The organism is Streptomyces sp. SID13031, from assembly GCF_010548305.1.
Lineage (GTDB): Bacteria > Actinomycetota > Actinomycetes > Propionibacteriales > Kribbellaceae > Kribbella.
This window is the reverse complement of record NZ_JAAGLV010000001.1, coordinates 809,498-825,564: the sequence shown is the minus strand read 5'-3', so window position 1 is coordinate 825,564 and position 16,067 is coordinate 809,498. Positions and strand designations below refer to the sequence as shown.

Genomic DNA, 16,067 nt, shown 5'->3' with positions numbered 1-16,067 from the left:
AGGAGACGAGCAACACGGCGAGCCGCCAGGGCCATCGGCCCGGCGGTTCGCCGCTCGTCTCCACTACTGCGAGGTGAAAGCGAGCAATCCCGGAGCCGATCTCGGCTCAGACGAACTCCCAGGCCAGGAAGGCGATTCGCGGATTCCCCACCTGATGCAGGGAGCTGTCAACGCATCGTCTCTGGCCTGGGAGCGGCCCCACTCACTTATCCAAGAGAGCTTCTACGAGCCTAGGGGCGGAGTCGGGATCGATGTGCTGCCGCAACTGCCGGTGAGGATGGCGGCCAGGGCGTTCTTTTCGGCGGTGTCGATGGCGAGGTGCCACCGGTACTTCACAGCGGTCCAGTGGATCGCGTAGGTGCACTTGACCGAGGCGAGCGGCGGCAGCCACTGGGCTGGATCCTTGTCGCTCTTGGACTGGTTGACGTTGTCGGTCACCGCATCGAGCGACCAGGCATAGTCGAGATCGTTCGCGTAGCGCTGGCGCTTGGCGGTGGTCCAGGCGTTCGCGCCCGAGTCCCAGGCTTCCTTCAGCGCCACCACATGGTCGATGTCGACGTCGCTCGGGTTGATCCAGATGGCACCGTCGTACCACGAGTTCCAGGTGCCCGAGATGACCTTGCAACTGGCGCCGGTCGTCGGCGTCGTAGTGGATTCGGCGATCAGGATCTCTTCGCGGGTGTCGCAGGTATCGCTGTCGGCGTCGATCCAGTGCGGGAACAACGCCCGGTCGTAGCCGGTCCCGTTCTCCACCTGGACTGACAAGGTCGCCAGCAAATCGCTGGCCGTGATGTTGGCGGCCGCGGCCGGCATCGCCTGCTGGGATTGGAAAACAACTGCGAGTAGGACAAGGCGTCCCGCAGGACGGCTTCTTGGGTGGCCGACACCGCCATGACTACTCCTTTCGCAGTTGGTCTGTCACACGCTGCGAGAGCTACTCGCACACTGTACGACCAACCCGAACCCCGTGCGACTCGGGCTAGACTGGCCGCTATGGACTCGATCTGGACTCGGGAGAAGGCGGCAGCAGCGGCGCGCGAGACCCTCAGCCGGGAGCAGATCGTGCGAGGCGCGATGGTCTTGTTGGACTCCGAGGGCCTGGCCGGCCTGAGCATGCGCAAGCTCGCCGCCAGGCTCGACGCCGGCGCGACGAGTCTTTACTGGCATGTGCACACCAAGGACGACCTGATTGACCTGGTCATCGATGAGATCTACGCCGAGATCGACGTACCGGAGCCGGAGCTGGCCGGCTGGCGGGCCGGGGTGACGCTGTTCGCCCACAGCCTCCGGGCGACCGTACTGCGGCACGCGTGGTTGCCGGAGGTCTTGTACAGCCGGCCACGGCTCGGCCCGAACGCGATGTCGGTCGGCTCGCGCGCGATAGTCCTGTTCGGCGCAGCCGGTTTCACCGGGCGTGGTGTCGACTATGCGATGGGGGCGGTGATGTCGTACGTGATCGGCTCGGCCAGCTCCGAGGTATCGGTCCGGACGACCATCGCGAAGACCGGCAAAACGATGGAGGACTGGGCTCGCGAGATCTCTGAACTGACTCAGACCGCCGCGGACGACCGGGCTCCGGGAGGCCAGGCTTACTGGACCTCCGGAACCGACGTCGACACGATCCAGACCGAGGCCTTCGCCTTCGGCCTGGACAGCCTCCTCGACGGATTGCAGATTCGCGTCAGCCAGTAGGTCAGTTCGGGTAGGCCAGTCCGACCAGCTTCTCCGGCAACTGCTCGCTGGCTGACCTTGCTCCCGATGGCTGGCGTCATTGCTCAAGGCTCTCGCCCCAGCGGCTTGGGGTCGTCCCGGTCTGCGGTCATCCCCAGTACCGGCTGGCCAGAATTTCCCTCGCGGTTTCTCGGCGGCCCAAGATGCGGCCAGCAGGTAGGGCGGATGGCCGTTGCCGGTAAGGGATTCAGGTCCGCGGAACAGCACCCTTGCCAAGGATGCCAACCAGACAGGACAACTGATGACTATTCTGAATTCGAAGCGGCCCGGCTGGAGAACGCTTCGTTGGCTGCCTGCCGTGCTTGCTATCGGGCTGCTGGCCGGCTGCAGTGCTGAGGATCCCTTCCAGGACCTCCCGGCCGGCGGAGTCGATGGTCTCAGCGGGCCACTCGTCATCGACGACGTCTGGATCGACGGGCCGCAGGGACTCGAGCCGGGGGCCGACGCCGCACTGCGGCTGACCGTGACGAACGAGTCCGCGACGACCGCCGATACCCTCGTGGGAGTCTCGACCCCCGCCGCCCGGCGCGCCGTTCTGCTGAGCGGCGGGCATACCGTCAGCAGGATCGTCCTTGGCGCCGACAGTCAGACCGATCTCGAGTGGGCCACCGGTGTCGAACTCGAAGGGACGCGTGAGCATCTCATCCCTGGCCAGGCGATTCCGGTGACCTTCACTTTCGCCCAAGCCGGTCCCGTCACGGTGCAGGTGAACGTGGGACCTCTCGCGGCCTCGGAGATTCCAACCACCTCGAATGTGCCACCAGCTAGCAGGGGTGCGGGCTCCCTCCTGCCGGGCAGTGTGAATGGCGGCTGACGGCGATGCCGGCGGCCACCGGGCCGCCGATGCTGAACTTGTGCACAACGGACTCATACACCGGACCGGGACGGCCAAGGCAGGCCCACCACCAGACCGACCGACCCCGCCTGCCCCACCGCCACCACCCAAATGGCGGAACTGGCTGCTGTTGGCCGGCCTGCTGGTCACTGTAGGGCTGTTCCTCCTGCCAGGCCGGAATGTCCAGCAGATCGACTACTCGCAACTGAAGTCCGACATCGGCGCCGGCCAGGTCTCGTCAGTCGCGATCGGCCCGGACGGCAGCATCAACGGAAATCTCACCAACGGCACCAGCTTCACCTCCAGCTACCCCGTGGGACTGCAAGACGCGCAGTTCACCCAACTGCTGGACGACCACAAAGTGCAGGTCACCACCCAGCCGGCACGCACGTCGGTCACGTCGGTGCTGCTGAACCTGCTACCGCTGGCCATCATCGTCGGCCTGTTCGTGTGGACCGGGCGCGCGGCCCGCCGGCAGCTCGCCGGACTCGGCGGGATCGGTCGGTCGCGTGGCAAGCTGTTCGACACCGAGCGGCCGAGTACGACGTTCGCCGACGTCGCCGGCTACCAGGGCGCCAAGCGTGAGGTCACCGAGGTGGTCGACTTCCTCAAACACCCTGACCGCTACCGTAAGGCTGGCGCGGTCGGGCCTAAAGGCGTGCTGATGGTCGGGCCGCCAGGCACCGGCAAGACGCTGCTGGCCCGCGCGGTGGCCGGCGAGGCGGGGGTGCCGTTCATCTCCGTGACCGGCTCGAGCTTCGTCGAGATGTTCGTCGGCGTCGGCGCCGCCCGGGTTCGTGACCTGTTCGCGGACGCCCGGAGGCGCGCGCCGTCGATCGTGTTCATCGACGAGATCGACGCGATCGGGCAGCGTCGTGGTGGGCAGTTCGGCACCAACGATGAGCGCGAGCAGACCTTGAACCAGCTCCTGGCCGAGCTGGACGGGTTCGACCCGGCCACCGGCGTCGTCCTGATCGGGGCCACCAACCGGCCCGAGATCCTGGACCCTGCATTGCTGCGTCCTGGCCGCTTCGACCGGCAGGTCGTCATCCCGCTGCCCGCACAGCGTGAACGCCGGGCGATCCTCGGAGTGCACAGCCAGGGCAAGTCGCTGGGCCCGGACGTCGACCTCGAGGTGGTCGCTCGCGCGACCCCCGGATTCTCCGGCGCCGATCTTGCCAACCTGATCAACGAGGCCGCGATCTTCGCAGTCCGCGCTGGTCGCGAGGTGATCGAGGCGTTCGACTTCGCCGAGGCCCGGGACCGCATCCTGCTGGGGCATCGCGACAGCTCGAACGCGCTGCTGCCGGACGAGAAGCATGCGGTCGCCGTCCACGAGAGCGGCCACGCACTGGTCGCCGCCCTGGCGGAGCACGGCGACCCGGTCGCCAAGGTCACGATCCTGCCGGCCGGGCAGGCGCTCGGGGTCACCGAGCAACTGCCGGTCGACGAACGCCATCTGCAGTCCGAGGGATACCTGAAGGACTCGCTGTCCATCCGGATGGGCGGACGGGTCGCGGAGCGCATCGTCCTCGGCGAAATCTCCACCGGCGCCGCCAACGACCTCGCCTCCGCTACCGCGCTGGCCACCCGGATGGTGCGCGAGTTCGGCATGAGCAGCACTCTCGGTCCGGTCGGCTTCAGCTCGGGCAGCCCGAAATACCTCGGCGGTGAGGAGATCGGCAACCGCCCGTACGCCGAGGCCACCCAGCGGGTGATCGACGAGGAGGTCGCCAACCTGTTGCGCGAGGCGGAGCAACGCGCCACCACCGCGCTCACCGACCATCGCGCCGAACTGGACCAGCTCACCGAACTACTGCAGGAGCAGGAGACCATCGACGGCACCGACGTCGACCGGATTCTTGGCCGTCACCTCGCCGGCCAGCGAGCCGTCGGCGCCGGCAATGGCCCCGGGGAGAGCAGATGAGCGCCGTGGTCGGAGCGTCCAGCACGACTGGCCATCCGCTGCGCTGGCGGGTGCTGGCGGTCAGCCAGCTAGCTGCGTTCATGGCGCTGCTGGACGTCAGCATCGTCAACGTGGCGCTGCCCTCGATCGAGCGCGGTCTCGGTGTGCCGGCTGGAACCGCGCAATGGGTTGTGTCCGGCTACGCGCTCGCCCTCGGGTTGGCCCTGGTGCCGGCCGGCCGGCTCGGCGACGTACTAGGCCGGCGGAGGATGTTTCTGATCGCCCTGTCGGCGTTCGTACTGGCCAGCGCACTGACCGGTGCGGCGCCGACCATCGGCCTGCTGATCGCCGCCCGTCTGCTGCAAGGTGTCGCCGCCGGCATGCTGCTGCCGCAGAACTCCGGCTTGATCCAGGAACTTTTCCAGGGAGCCGAACGCGGCAAGGCTTTCGGTATCCTGGGTGCCACGGTCGGACTGGCCACGGCGACAGGTCCGATCGTCGGCGGGCTGATCATCACCCTGATCGCCGGGCCGGATGCCTGGCGCTGGGTGTTCTACGTCAATGTGCCGATCGGCCTGGTCGCCCTCGTGCTCGCGGCACGGCTGGTACCGAAAGGTTCTCCAAGCAGCCTTCGCGGCGTCCACTTGGACCTGATCGGGTCGCTGTTGCTCGGCGGGGGCGTGCTCTGCCTGCTGCTTCCGGCGGTGGATGCCGAGAGCAACGGTCTGGGCCAGGACTGGTGGCTGCTCGTGGTAGCCGTGGGGCTGCTCACAGCCTTCGCTCGGTGGGAGCTACGCACCGTACGGCGGGGGCGGGAGCCAGTGCTCGACCCACGGCTGGCGCACACCTCCGGCTTCGCCGCCGGCTCGGTCATCGGCATGGTCTACTTCATCGGCTTCACCGGCATCTGGCTCGTGCTCGCACTGTTCTTCCAGGACGGCCTCGGCTACTCGCCGCTGCGCTCAGGCCTGGCAGTGACTCCGTTCGCGATCGGGGTCGCGGTCTCAGCGGCGATCGCCGGTCGCCTGGTGTCGCGGGTCGGTCGCGTGCTGACCGTGGCAGGCCTGACCGCGACGATCGCCGGCCTGGTGGCCACCGCGCTCCTGCTACGTCACGTCGGTGGCGACGCCGCGGCGTGGGCGGCTGCCGGGCCACTGCTGCTGGCCGGACTCGGCGGCGGCATGGTCACCTCACCCAACGTCACGCTTTCCCTGCAGGACGTCCCCGTCTGGATGGCCGGCGCGGCAGGTGGCGCACTGCAGACCGCTCAGCGGATCGGCTCGGCGATCGGCACCGCCGTACTGGCCACGATCTTCTACCGCGTCCTCACAGGCTCCGGCCACAACTACCCGACGGCGGTGTCCGACGCAATGCTGAGCGCATCCGCGCTCATGCTCCTGGCCCTGCTGCTAGCCACCGTCGACCTCGTCCGGCACCGGCCGCCTGGCACCACCAGCTGAGTTCCGGCGAACCGGCGCGCTCGTGCCGGTCAGGAGGCTTCCCTGGTGGTCACGCCGGGCGTCGTCCCCCGTCAGTGGTGATCGTGGGGATCACCGCCGAGTAGTCGAGGTCGCCCGCGCCGGCCTGGGCAGCTCGCTCCAGCCAGTCACGCGATGCCGAAGCCAGCTCCAGGCGCCGGCCGGTCTGCTCGGCGATCTGGTTGACCAGGTTGAGATCCTTGAGGGCCAGGCTGAGCTTGAAGTTGGCCGGGTATCGGCCGGACTCGACGTTGGCGCGCTTGGCCTCGACGGTGCTGGCAATCGGGGTGTCGGCCAGTACGTCCAGTACGACGGAGCGATCCAGCCCGAAGTCGTCGCCGAGGGCAAGGGCCTCGCCGAAGGCGGCGATCGCCGCGCCCAGCGTGGAGTTCACGACGACCTTGGTGGCCGCGCCGGATCCCAGTCCGCCAACATGGTGCAGCGTGCCGAGTGACGCCAGGATCGGCTCCACACGCTCGAAGTCGGACGGGTCCGCGCCGACGTACACGGCGAGCCGGCCAGTAGTTGCCTGGGGCACGCTTCCTCTGACCGGTGCGTCGACCATGGCCACACCTCGGGGCAACCGGGCGGCCACGGAGAGCACCGCGTCCGGACCCACCGTTGACATGTCGATGAGTAGCTGGCCTGGTACCAGTGCGGCGGCCAGGCCGTTGTCACCCAGCACCACCTGCTCGAGCGCTTCCGCATTGGTGACCATGGTGATCACAGCATCGGCACCCGCGACTGCCTGCGCCGGCGTCGATGCGACTGCCGCGCCCTGATCGGTCAGCGGTCTGGTCTTCAGGGCGGTCCTGTTCCAGACGGTGAGGTCGTGGCCGGCCTCCAACAACCGAGTGGCCATGGGTGTGCCCATCAGGCCGAGACCGATGAATGCCAATTTCGCCATCTCGTACTCCTCTCACAGATCTTCCGGGCGTGGACCCAGACGGGTAGGGCGTACTTCAGGATCGTGTCGATCTCCTCCAGGTCGGCCCCGGACTGCGCTTCTTCCGGAGCCTGAGAAGAAGGAGGACGGCAGCAGCCACGGCGATCAACACCAGCGGCGCGTAGGTGACGGCGCGGCTCATGGTTGCCAGCGAGGCGGAGAACCCGTAGCCGAGGAGAACGCAGCCCGCGCCCCAGACCGCGGCACCGGCAAGGTTCCACGGCAGGAAGGTACGCAAGTAGGGCATCCGCGCCATCCCAGCCATGCCCGGGGTCAGTGCTCGCAGGCCGGCGGTGAACCGACCGAGCAGCACCGCCCTTCCGCCGTACCGACGAAGGAAGTCGTCGGTACGGCGCCACCGGTCGTCTCCCACCCGGCGGCCCAATCGGGACGAGCGCAGCCACGGGCCGGATCGGCGACCAAGCTCGTAGCCCACGCTGTCGCCGACTGCGGCAGCGCAGACCGCGACTCCCACCATCGGCCACAAGGCGATCCAGCCCTGGTGTGCCGCGAATCCAGCCACCACCAACGCCGTCTCGCCGGGGAGAACCAGTCCGACCATGACCGCGGCCTCGGCAAAGGCGAGACCGCCGGCGATCAGGTAGAACCAGGCCCCGAACTGTCCGCCGACCTGCTGCAGGAATCCGAGCATCTCACGTGGTCCTCAGCATCAGTCAGCCGGCGGGAAGTCCTCGCCATCCCTGACCAGGAATCGGCTGGGATCACCAGCGGCGCTGGCGTTCTCTCCCAGCCAGGCCTTGAGCCCGATGGGGTCGCGCCGTTCGAGCTCGTCCAGATAGAGCTGTCTGGTTTCGACGATACGCAGTCGAGCGGCCGCCGTCGTCGCAACCCGGAGGGCCTCGTAGCTGTCCTGCCAGTGCTTGCACAGCTCGGCAGTGGTGAGCGCGCCCCCGCCATCGCGCCTGCCTGGGATGCGCCCCAGCTTGCGACCGCACCAGCGCATCGCGGCCGGTGAGGTGACACCAAGCACCACGGGCAAACCCAGACCAGCGGCGCCCAGGAGGACGACACAGCCTGCGCACGCGAGGATCCCTGAGATCACTGTGCCGGCGATGACAGCATTCCTCCTCGATCTGGCCAGGACCGTGTTCTCCTCCGGCTTCGACCAGGCCGTGGTGATCAAAGTCAATCCGACGAGCCCGGCGACGAAGAGAAGTGGGAACACCAGATCGTCCGGCCCGAGGAACAGTCCTGCCGTGAGGCCCAGGACGCCCATCAATCCGGACAACGCACCCCACAAGAGCCTGTACACCGTCATCAGCCTCATCTCCCACCTCTCGAAGTCTCATCGTCCCGACCGAGCGCTCAGGCTCGCTACTGACTGCAGTGGTGGAGCCGGCGCGACATCAGACGACCAGGCGGTATCCCAGGCCGCGAGCGGTTACCACGCGGCGAGGGTTGGCAGGGTCGGGTTCGACCTTCAGGCGGAGCCGGCGGATGTGTACGTCGACGATCCGGCTGTCGCCGAAGTAGCCGTACCCCCAGACCTTGGAGAGCAGATGCTCCCGGCTGCGGACCGCACCCTCGGCACCAGCCAACTCGGCCAGCAGCTTGAACTCGGTCCTGGTCAGTGGCAACTGCACGCCGTCCCGGGTTGCCTCCGAGGCGGCGACGTCGATCCGAAGATCGCCGACAGCGAACTGCTGCGACTGCGGCATCGAAGCAGGCTCGGCCCGGCGCATCACCGCGCGGATCCGGGCCGACAACTCCTTGGCGACAAGGGGTTTCGTGACATAGTCGTCCGCACCCGATTCCAGACCGGCGACCACATCGTGACTGTCGGTTCTGGCGGTCACCATGATCACCGGGACGTCACTGTCCCGGCGGATCTCACGGCAGACACCGAACCCGTGCTGGTCCGGCAGCATCAGGTCGAGCAGAACGACGTCCGGCGGGTCACGGCGCATCGCGGCGAGCGCATCCGCCCCGTTGGTGGCTTCGAGGACCTGGTAACCCTCGTCTTCGAGGGCGAGACGCAACACCCGCCTGATGCGCGGTTCGTCCTCCACCAGCAGCACCCGCTGCGCCGGCACATCAGTCGTGGCCGGCTGCGGCGTCCATGGGTTCGTCATGACTGTTCGCCCGCCTCGATCACAGAGCTGTCCTTGCCGCTACACCGGAAAGTTCTTCAAGCATCAAGGCTGGCCGGGATTCGGCCGCAAGTCCTCCTCGTCAGCCGCCACCGTGCATGCCTGCTGACCGGAATCTCCACCTGGACGCCAGCGGCCACTTGGCGGCTGCCGTTGGTCGCAGTGGCAGCCGCCCGAGCGCCGGTTATCGCAGGAACTGCAGGAGGACGCTGGTGAGTTCCGCGGGGTGTTCTTGGTAGAGCCAGTGCCCGGAGTTCGGGATGACCAGCCCGGTCACGTTGGTGGCGTACTCGCGGACCCAGGTGGCCTCACGGGTGCCCAGGTTGCCCGAGGCACCGATGGCGAGGACCGGCATGCTGAGCTTGGTCTTCTGGTAGATGGCGTTGTCCTTGACGTCTTGCGGCAGGGTGGCGAACCACGCGATGCTCGCCCGCAGGTGTCCAGGTTGCGCGAGAGCGTGGGCGTAGATTTCCATGTCGCATGCGGTGACGGCGCCCTTGACCACCTCGCTCGTCGGCATGAAGTCGGTCACCCACTGCTGCTCCCGGCCGGTCATCAAGTCCTCGGCCAGGCCATTCTTCTCGGCGAACAGGCCGAACCACCACAGCCCGGGACCGTTCGGAGTCAGCGAGGGGAAGGTGTAGATGACCGGGTCCGGGATCGGGGCCTCGCTGAGCACGAGTTTCACTACGTCAGTGGGATGGGCGGCGGCGTAGGGATAGGCGACCGTAGTACCGATGTCGTGGCCGACGATCCTGAGGTTGCGGCTGAGGCCGAGCTTGACCATGAGCGCGTAAATGTCGGCGGCCATGGCCTTCTTTGTGTAGGCGGCGGAGGAGGCGGGAGCATCGCTCAGCCCGGCCCCGGGCAGGTCGGGCGCGACGACCGTGTAGTGCCGGGCGAGCGCGGGCAGGACGTGGTCCCACGTGTACCAGGTCTGCGGGTAGCCGTGCAGCAGGAGCAGGGTGGGCCCGTGACCGCCGCGCACGTAGTTGATGCCGATGCCGTTGACTTTGACTTTGCGCTCGACGAAGCCGGCCGGGGGTGACGGGTTGAGTGGGCAGGCCCGCTGGGCCGCAAGCGCAACGCCGCCCGGGGCGGATTGGGCATGAGCGGATCCGGCTTGGGCGGACGCCCCCGGTCCGGCCGTGGTGAGCAGCCCGGCGATGCCGGCGACCGCCGCGATGACGATGGCGAGTGCACGCACGCTGATCAGGTGCGACGAACGTTTGGCTGTAGTCATTTCCAAAACCTCTCGCAGGCGATTGGTGCTTCCACTCGATAAGAACCTCTGCTCGCGAAGCCCGATGCCAGATTTCGTGGGCCTGGATGAGATGGCTTCCATCTCTCCTGGAGATCCACTTCTGCCGGCCGGGTGGTTCAGCTGCCGACTGGCCTTCCTGGCGGGAGGACTCGCCCGAGGTATTCCAAGGCGCGGACCTGGTCCGGGTCGGTGACGCGCATGCCGACGTAACCGTCAGGCCGCACGATCAGGAGAGTGTCGCCGTCGATGCCGTAATCGCGGTGGGCGTGGCCCTCGTGATCGATCACCGAACTCGTATCCAGGCCGGCGGTGAGAGCATCGGGCGGAAGGACAGCGAACGACCGCAGTTCCCGAGGAAAGCGTTCGGCGAGGACCTGGGCGGTTTTGCGGCTCTGCGGCCCGAAGGCGAGGGCGGTCAGATGCTGACCGCGGAAGAGGTCGAAGAACCGGGCGGCAGTGCCGTCGGCTGCCTGACCCAGCGAGTCCGGTGCGCGGTCCCCCGGGTTGACGACGGCACCAGCTCGCGCGGGGCCCTCGTTGAGCGCGCTCGCGGGGTAGTTCAGATTCAGTTGCAGGGTGTCCGTGCTTCGCCCCTCACTCGGCACGCCCCCTTTGAGGCGTTCGGTGATGAGCTTCGAGGAGAGACTCAGAATGTCGGCGGCGATGGGGAGCCGTTCCTCCTCGTAGGTATCGAGGAGGGCTTCCGGGGCTCCGTCCAGCACATGAGCGATCTTCCAGCCGAGGTTGTATGCGTCCTGGATGCCGGTGTTCATTCCCAGCCCTCCGGCCGGCGAGTGGACGTGGGCCGAATCACCGGCGAGGAAGACCCGGCCGACCCTGTACCGGTCGACCATCCGCACGTTGAAACGCCAGATGGACTGGGACACAACGCGCCGGACGCGGATATCGTTTCGCCCGCTCCGCTGGTCGATCAGGCGCTGAATCTCCTCCCGCGAAAACTCCTCAGCAGCACCGGCAGACACACCGATCTGGATCTGGAAGGTGTCCGTCGACGCCAGCGGGCACAGCGCCAGGAGCTTCCCGTCGGGGCTGGGCCACCAGTGCCAGAAGTCGCGATCCAAGCCACTCAGTTCGACATCACCGGTAAGCATCCTGACCGTCTCGTCCGTCTGGCCCAGAAAGCCGACGCCGATGAGCTTTCGCACCTCACTCGACGCCCCGTCGCTGCCCACCACAAAAGGCACGGAGACGGTCTCGCGTCCGCCCGCGTTGTGGATGGTGACGTGGGCGAGTTCGCCGTCCTGTTCCAGTCCCACAAGCTGCGACCCGTACTCCACGATCACGCCCAGTTCCCCGAGCCGCTCGCGCAACACCTCCTCCACGCGCCACTGCGGGATCAGCATGGTGCGGGTGTAGGGGGTGGAGCTGCTCGGTTCCTGGGCATCGGGGTTCACCTCGCTCGTTCCCAGGACAGTCGTGGCCTTGTACTTGCGTATCGGCGTACGGGAGCGTCCAGACGCCATGATCCGTCCGACCACACCGAGGTCATCGAGTACTTCGAGACTGCGGGGCTGCAGCCCTTTCGCGCGAGAACCTGAAGGCGATCCGTCGGCGGCGTCGATGACACGTACCGCGATCCCCCTGCGTGCCAGATCACAGGCGGCGACCAGCCCCACGGGCCCGGCTCCCACCACCAGTACCTGGATCTTCGTGGAACCGGTCGTGTTCGGACCCGCTCCGGCTTCGCGCTCGTCGGTGGATCGCATCTCTGCCCCTTCGCTGTCCGGTTGGTGAACGCTGCCAGCATAGGATAACGTTCGCTATATAGCGGTCGTTATCCTACGCCGCTGAGCCCGCCGCCGACACGGCGGCACAAGCTGGAGAGTGAACAGATGACAGTGAGCTACAAGGACGCGCCGACCATCACGGTCGATGTCAACGGAGTCCCCTTCGCCTATCGGCAGGTGGGCACCGAAGGCGGCGTACCAGTCGTATTCCTGCACCACCTCACGGCCGCACTGGACGACTGGGACCCCGCGGTGATCGATGGCGTCGCCTCCGAGCGGCACGTGATCGCCTTCGACAACCGCGGCGTCGGCCGATCCGGAGGTACGACCCCCGACAACGTCGAGGCCATGGCCGACGACGCCGTGGCGTTCCTCGAGGCCCTCGGACTGGGCACAGTCGACCTGCTGGGCTACTCCCTGGGCGGCATGGTCGCCCAGGTCGTTGCCCAAAAGCGTCCGGACCTCGTCCGGCGCCTCGTTCTGGCCGGAACCGGCCCTGCCGGCGGCAAGGGAGGGGCGAACGCCGGACCTGTGCTCCAGAGTGCCATTCAGCAGGCGACGAACCAGGGGAAGCACCCCAAGCACAGCCTGTTCTTCTCGTCTACGCCGACCAGTCAGGCAGCCGCCGACGCCTTCCTGGGCCGCCTCGACGAGCGCACGCTGCAGGACCGGGATACGCCTGTGACGAACGAGTCGATCGGCGCCCAGCTCACCGCGCTCGCCAAGTGGGAGCAGGGCACTTCACCCGCCGGACTGGCGACCGTCGCGCAGCCCACCCTGGTCGTGAACGGTGACGAGGACATCATGCTGCCGACGATCAATTCCTTCGAGCTGGCACAGCTACTCCCTGACGCACTGCTGAGCATCTACCCCGACTCCGGGCATGGCGGCATCTTCCAGTATCACGCCCTTTTCGTGCAGCAGACCTTGGACTTCCTGCGCCACTGAACAACCCGGAAGCATCGAGGCCGGGCCGGCATCAACTGGGTACTGGCGTAGCGCTCGTTACATAACGAGCGCTACGCTAAGGTCCGGTGAACCGGAAGGACGTGAAGGATGAGGTACACGAAGGAGCACAGAGCGCAGGCCAAGGCCGCGATCGTGCAGGAGGCCGGCCGCACGCTCAAGGAGAGCGGCTTCCACGGCGTCGGCGTCGACGGACTGGCCGCGTCAGCCCAGGTCACCTCGGGCGCTCTCTACTCCAACTTCGCCAACAAGGAAGCCGTCCTCGAAGAGGTCGTGGCCACGCAGCTGGGTATCGAGTTCGCCAGCCTCGCCGACCAGGAGCCGGCCGTACGACGACGCTTGCTCGGCGACGTTCTCCGCATCTACCTCAGCGACCTGCACCGTGAGAACCCCCGAGACGGCTGTGTAATGCCGTCATTGAGCGCCGACGTGGCACGGGCGGGCGACTCGGTCCGCGAGACATACCGCCGCCGGATGGTCGATGTGATCGCCACCATCGCCCCCGCGATGCCCGGCGACGAGGAGGAACAGGCGCAGCAGGCCTGGGCCCTCGTCGCCTCGATCGTGGGCGCCGTCACGATCGCGCGCGCCCTCCCCGCAGGCGACCAGGCCCAGGCGATACTCGACGCCGTCCTCACAACAGCCCTGGAGTCGATCCCGGACGAACGGCGAGAGTGATCCCTCGCCATCGGGCCGTGCATTCAGCCCGGCATTTTCAGCGCGGCCTCGAGGTGGCGGCGGCCGATCGCCGAGCGGTGACGATGGCGATGAATGCGCCCACCGACAGCACACTGGCGAAACCGATCATCGACGGCCGGAGCGCGACATGCTGGATGACCAGGCTGAACGCGATCGACGGCAGCCCCATGCCGACGTACGCGATGACGAAGAACATGGCGAGCACGCCGGCCCGCGAAGCCGGTACGGCGACGATCGCGGCCTGAGTCACGCCGCTCTTGATGAGGAGCCCCGCGCCACCGCCGGCAAGAGCCGCAGAGGTGAGCGCCAGCCAGAGCGTCGGCTGGTAGAGCGACACCGCGGTCAGCGCCAGCCCGATCGGGAACAATAGCCCGCCGATCAAGAGCACCGTCGACTGGGCGAGCTTACCGAGCGCGAGCTGCGCGACGGCTGACGCGGCGAAGGCGGCGAACGGCACCAGGCCGGCCACGAAGTACGACGTGATGCCCAACTCGCCGCGCACGATGATGGCGCCGAGCGAGGCGAACAATCCCATCACCGCGAACGCGAAGAACCCGACGGCTGCTGCTGCCCCGAAGGTTGCGCGCTGACCTGGACGCAGCGCAAAGCGCACCGGCCGGTCCTGATCCGCCGCTGCGGTGTCGATGGTCTCCGGGCTGGCCAGCACGAGCACGACAAGCCCCGCCATCAACGCTCCGAAGATGATGTACGGGGTACGCAAGGGCGACGGCGCCCACTGGGCCAGTACTCCCGCTGCCAGCGGGCCGAGTGCGAGACCACCGAGATTGACCGCGGTCGCGACCAGTGCGGGAACAGGTGATCCGTCCCGCTCGGGCCGCGCCTCGTGGTACAGATCCGCGAGATAGGCGGTAGCTGTCGACGCGATCAGACCGATCGCCACACCGGTCAGCACCCGGCCGACGATCAGGCCGGGCAGGTCAGGCCAGAAGGCCAGCACCGCATCGGCGGCAATAGCGACCAGCAGTCCAGGAACGATCACCCGGCGGCGGCCGAGCCGATCGGACAGGTGGCCGAGCAGCCGGAAACTGGAGCCGGTGCCGACGACCAGCACCGCAAAGGCGATCGTCACCGTGGTCGCGCCGAAGTGATCCCGGACCTGGTAGATCGGCCACAGTGGGGTGGGGACGGTACCGAACGCCATCACGGTCAGGAACGCGGCAGCCACGAACCAGAAACCGGCCAGATGTCGCCCAGCGCTGGCAACCGGAACACGGGACGAACGGGTAGCTGTACTCATTTCCAAAACCTCTCGCGAGCGAATGGTGCTTCCACTCGATGAGAACCTCCTGCTCGCGTAGGCCTATACCAGACTTCGTGGGCCTGGATGAGATGGCTTCCATCTCTCCTGGAGATCCTGAGGTAGGGAGCCCGGGCACTCGAGATCTACGTCGGCGCGCTGCTGTGCCGGGCCAGCATGCCGGCCGCGAACGCGGCTGCCGCAGGACTGGTCTCGGCGCGCGGCGGCAGGATCAGGTAGAGGTGGCGATCCATCTGGGCGCCGTCCACTCGGAGGTAACGCAGCAGGCTGTCGGGACCGGTCAGGACCCTGTACTGGAGTCCCACCGGGGTGAATCCGATACCGGCGCCGGCGGCGATCATCTCCAGCAGGACCTCCCAGTCGCCGACCTCAGCGACGATCCGCCGGGTAATTCCAGCCCCGGCGAACAGGGCATCGCACAGCAGCCGCGCGGTCCAGCCTGGGGGCACGTCGACGAAGCGCTCGCCGGCGAGGTCGGCGACCGTCACACGGTCACGACGGGCAAGTTCGTGATCACTGCGACAGGTCAGCGCGAGCGGCTCGCTGGCCAGCGAGGTGAGGCGCAACCGGCCGCGTTGCTCCAGAGCTGGTCCGATTGCGCAGTCGAGCTCGCCGTTGTCCACCATGTCGAGCATGGCCAGCGCGGCGGTGCCGCGCATCCGGACGTCGACGCCCGGGTGGTCGCGCAGGAACGCGCCGAGGTAACCCGCGAACGGTACGAGGTACTGGGCGGAGAGGGCGATGCCGAGGCGGAGCCGGCCCACGAGCACGTCCCGGGTCTCCTGCACCGCGCGGCGGGCGGTTTCCGCGGCGCGCAACGCCTCGCGGGCCGGCGCCAACAAAGCCTCTCCGGTGGCGGTGAGCCGGACCGGCCGGGTGCCGCGGACGTAGAGCTCGGTGCCCAGCTCGCGTTCCAGGGCCTGCAGGGAGTTCGACAGTCCGGATTGCACGATCAGCTCGCGACGGGCCGCGGCGGTCACACTGCGCTCCTCCGCGAGTGCGATGAAATGGCGTAGCTGGCGCAGCTCCATGCCCGAACCTCCATCTGCTGAGCGGATCGAGAGTATCTGCCGCCGCTGCCGCGGTACCCCTGTTGGGGCCGCT

General features: G+C 67.6%; 15 protein-coding genes. 6 read left to right on the top strand and 9 right to left on the bottom strand.

All coding sequences use genetic code 11. The annotated features are described in order from the left end of the window. Positions 1 to 222: 222 nt before the first annotated feature. Positions 223 to 813 carry an HNH endonuclease family protein gene (locus tag G3I17_RS03530; RefSeq protein ID WP_164593843.1) on the bottom strand — a complete coding sequence of 197 codons (591 nt, stop codon included), beginning with the start codon at positions 811 to 813 and terminating at the stop codon, positions 223 to 225. Between the two features lie 180 nt (positions 814 to 993). On the opposite strand from G3I17_RS03530, the gene G3I17_RS03525 reads away from it, so the two are divergent. The 4 genes from G3I17_RS03525 to G3I17_RS03510 all read left to right on the top strand — a co-directional run bounded on the left by G3I17_RS03525 (position 994) and on the right by G3I17_RS03510 (position 5,932). Further along, complete coding sequence (locus tag G3I17_RS03525; protein ID WP_164593841.1) at positions 994 to 1,692, top strand: TetR/AcrR family transcriptional regulator; 699 nt, start codon at positions 994 to 996, stop codon at positions 1,690 to 1,692. Between the two features lie 280 nt (positions 1,693 to 1,972). Further along, entirely contained in the window at positions 1,973 to 2,545 is a 573-nt protein-coding gene (locus G3I17_RS03520; protein ID WP_164593839.1) for a copper chaperone PCu(A)C, read from the top strand. Beyond that, positions 2,535 to 4,493 carry an ATP-dependent zinc metalloprotease FtsH gene (ftsH, locus tag G3I17_RS03515; protein ID WP_164593837.1) on the top strand — a complete coding sequence of 653 codons (1,959 nt, stop codon included), beginning with the start codon at positions 2,535 to 2,537 and terminating at the stop codon, positions 4,491 to 4,493. The genes G3I17_RS03520 and ftsH overlap by 11 nt, the downstream gene beginning before the upstream one ends. Next, positions 4,490 to 5,932: an MFS transporter gene (locus G3I17_RS03510; RefSeq protein ID WP_164593835.1), complete on the top strand. Its 1,443-nt coding sequence runs from the start codon at positions 4,490 to 4,492 to the stop codon at positions 5,930 to 5,932. Before ftsH ends, G3I17_RS03510 begins: the two co-directional genes overlap by 4 nt. A 49-nt stretch (positions 5,933 to 5,981) precedes the next feature. Here G3I17_RS03510 and G3I17_RS03505 read toward each other — a convergent pair whose 3' ends face one another. From G3I17_RS03505 to G3I17_RS03480, 6 genes are all read right to left on the bottom strand, one after another. Further along, the gene (locus G3I17_RS03505; RefSeq protein ID WP_164593833.1) at positions 5,982 to 6,857 is read right to left on the bottom strand and encodes an NAD(P)-dependent oxidoreductase; all 876 of its coding nucleotides are present in this window, start codon (positions 6,855 to 6,857) and stop codon (positions 5,982 to 5,984) included. 55 nt (positions 6,858 to 6,912) lie between these two features. After that, positions 6,913 to 7,548, bottom strand: a complete 636-nt coding sequence (locus G3I17_RS03500; protein ID WP_164593831.1) for a DedA family protein — start codon at positions 7,546 to 7,548, stop codon at positions 6,913 to 6,915. An 18-nt stretch (positions 7,549 to 7,566) separates the two neighbouring features. After that, entirely contained in the window at positions 7,567 to 8,133 is a 567-nt protein-coding gene (locus tag G3I17_RS03495) for a hypothetical protein (protein ID WP_164593829.1), read from the bottom strand. 130 nt (positions 8,134 to 8,263) lie between these two features. Next, on the bottom strand, positions 8,264 to 8,989 hold the full coding sequence (locus G3I17_RS03490) for a response regulator transcription factor (RefSeq protein WP_164593827.1): 726 nt from the start codon (positions 8,987 to 8,989) through the stop codon (positions 8,264 to 8,266). A gap of 202 nt (positions 8,990 to 9,191) precedes the next feature. Beyond that, positions 9,192 to 10,250: an alpha/beta hydrolase gene (locus G3I17_RS03485; protein WP_164593824.1), complete on the bottom strand. Its 1,059-nt coding sequence runs from the start codon at positions 10,248 to 10,250 to the stop codon at positions 9,192 to 9,194. 137 nt (positions 10,251 to 10,387) lie between these two features. Further along, complete coding sequence (locus G3I17_RS03480; RefSeq protein WP_164593822.1) at positions 10,388 to 11,998, bottom strand: FAD-dependent monooxygenase; 1,611 nt, start codon at positions 11,996 to 11,998, stop codon at positions 10,388 to 10,390. 126 nt (positions 11,999 to 12,124) lie between these two features. On the opposite strand from G3I17_RS03480, the gene G3I17_RS03475 reads away from it, so the two are divergent. Together G3I17_RS03475 and G3I17_RS03470 are read left to right on the top strand one after the other, a co-directional pair. Next, positions 12,125 to 12,967: an alpha/beta hydrolase gene (locus tag G3I17_RS03475; RefSeq protein ID WP_164593820.1), complete on the top strand. Its 843-nt coding sequence runs from the start codon at positions 12,125 to 12,127 to the stop codon at positions 12,965 to 12,967. A 108-nt stretch (positions 12,968 to 13,075) separates the two neighbouring features. Then, positions 13,076 to 13,663 carry a TetR/AcrR family transcriptional regulator gene (locus G3I17_RS03470; protein WP_164593818.1) on the top strand — a complete coding sequence of 196 codons (588 nt, stop codon included), beginning with the start codon at positions 13,076 to 13,078 and terminating at the stop codon, positions 13,661 to 13,663. Between the two features lie 37 nt (positions 13,664 to 13,700). Here G3I17_RS03470 and G3I17_RS03465 read toward each other — a convergent pair whose 3' ends face one another. Then, positions 13,701 to 14,942, bottom strand: coding sequence for an MFS transporter (locus G3I17_RS03465; protein ID WP_203589645.1), 1,242 nt, complete (start codon positions 14,940 to 14,942; stop codon positions 13,701 to 13,703). A gap of 146 nt (positions 14,943 to 15,088) precedes the next feature. After that, positions 15,089 to 15,994, bottom strand: coding sequence for a LysR family transcriptional regulator (locus G3I17_RS03460; protein ID WP_164593816.1), 906 nt, complete (start codon positions 15,992 to 15,994; stop codon positions 15,089 to 15,091). Positions 15,995 to 16,067 lie beyond the last annotated feature (73 nt).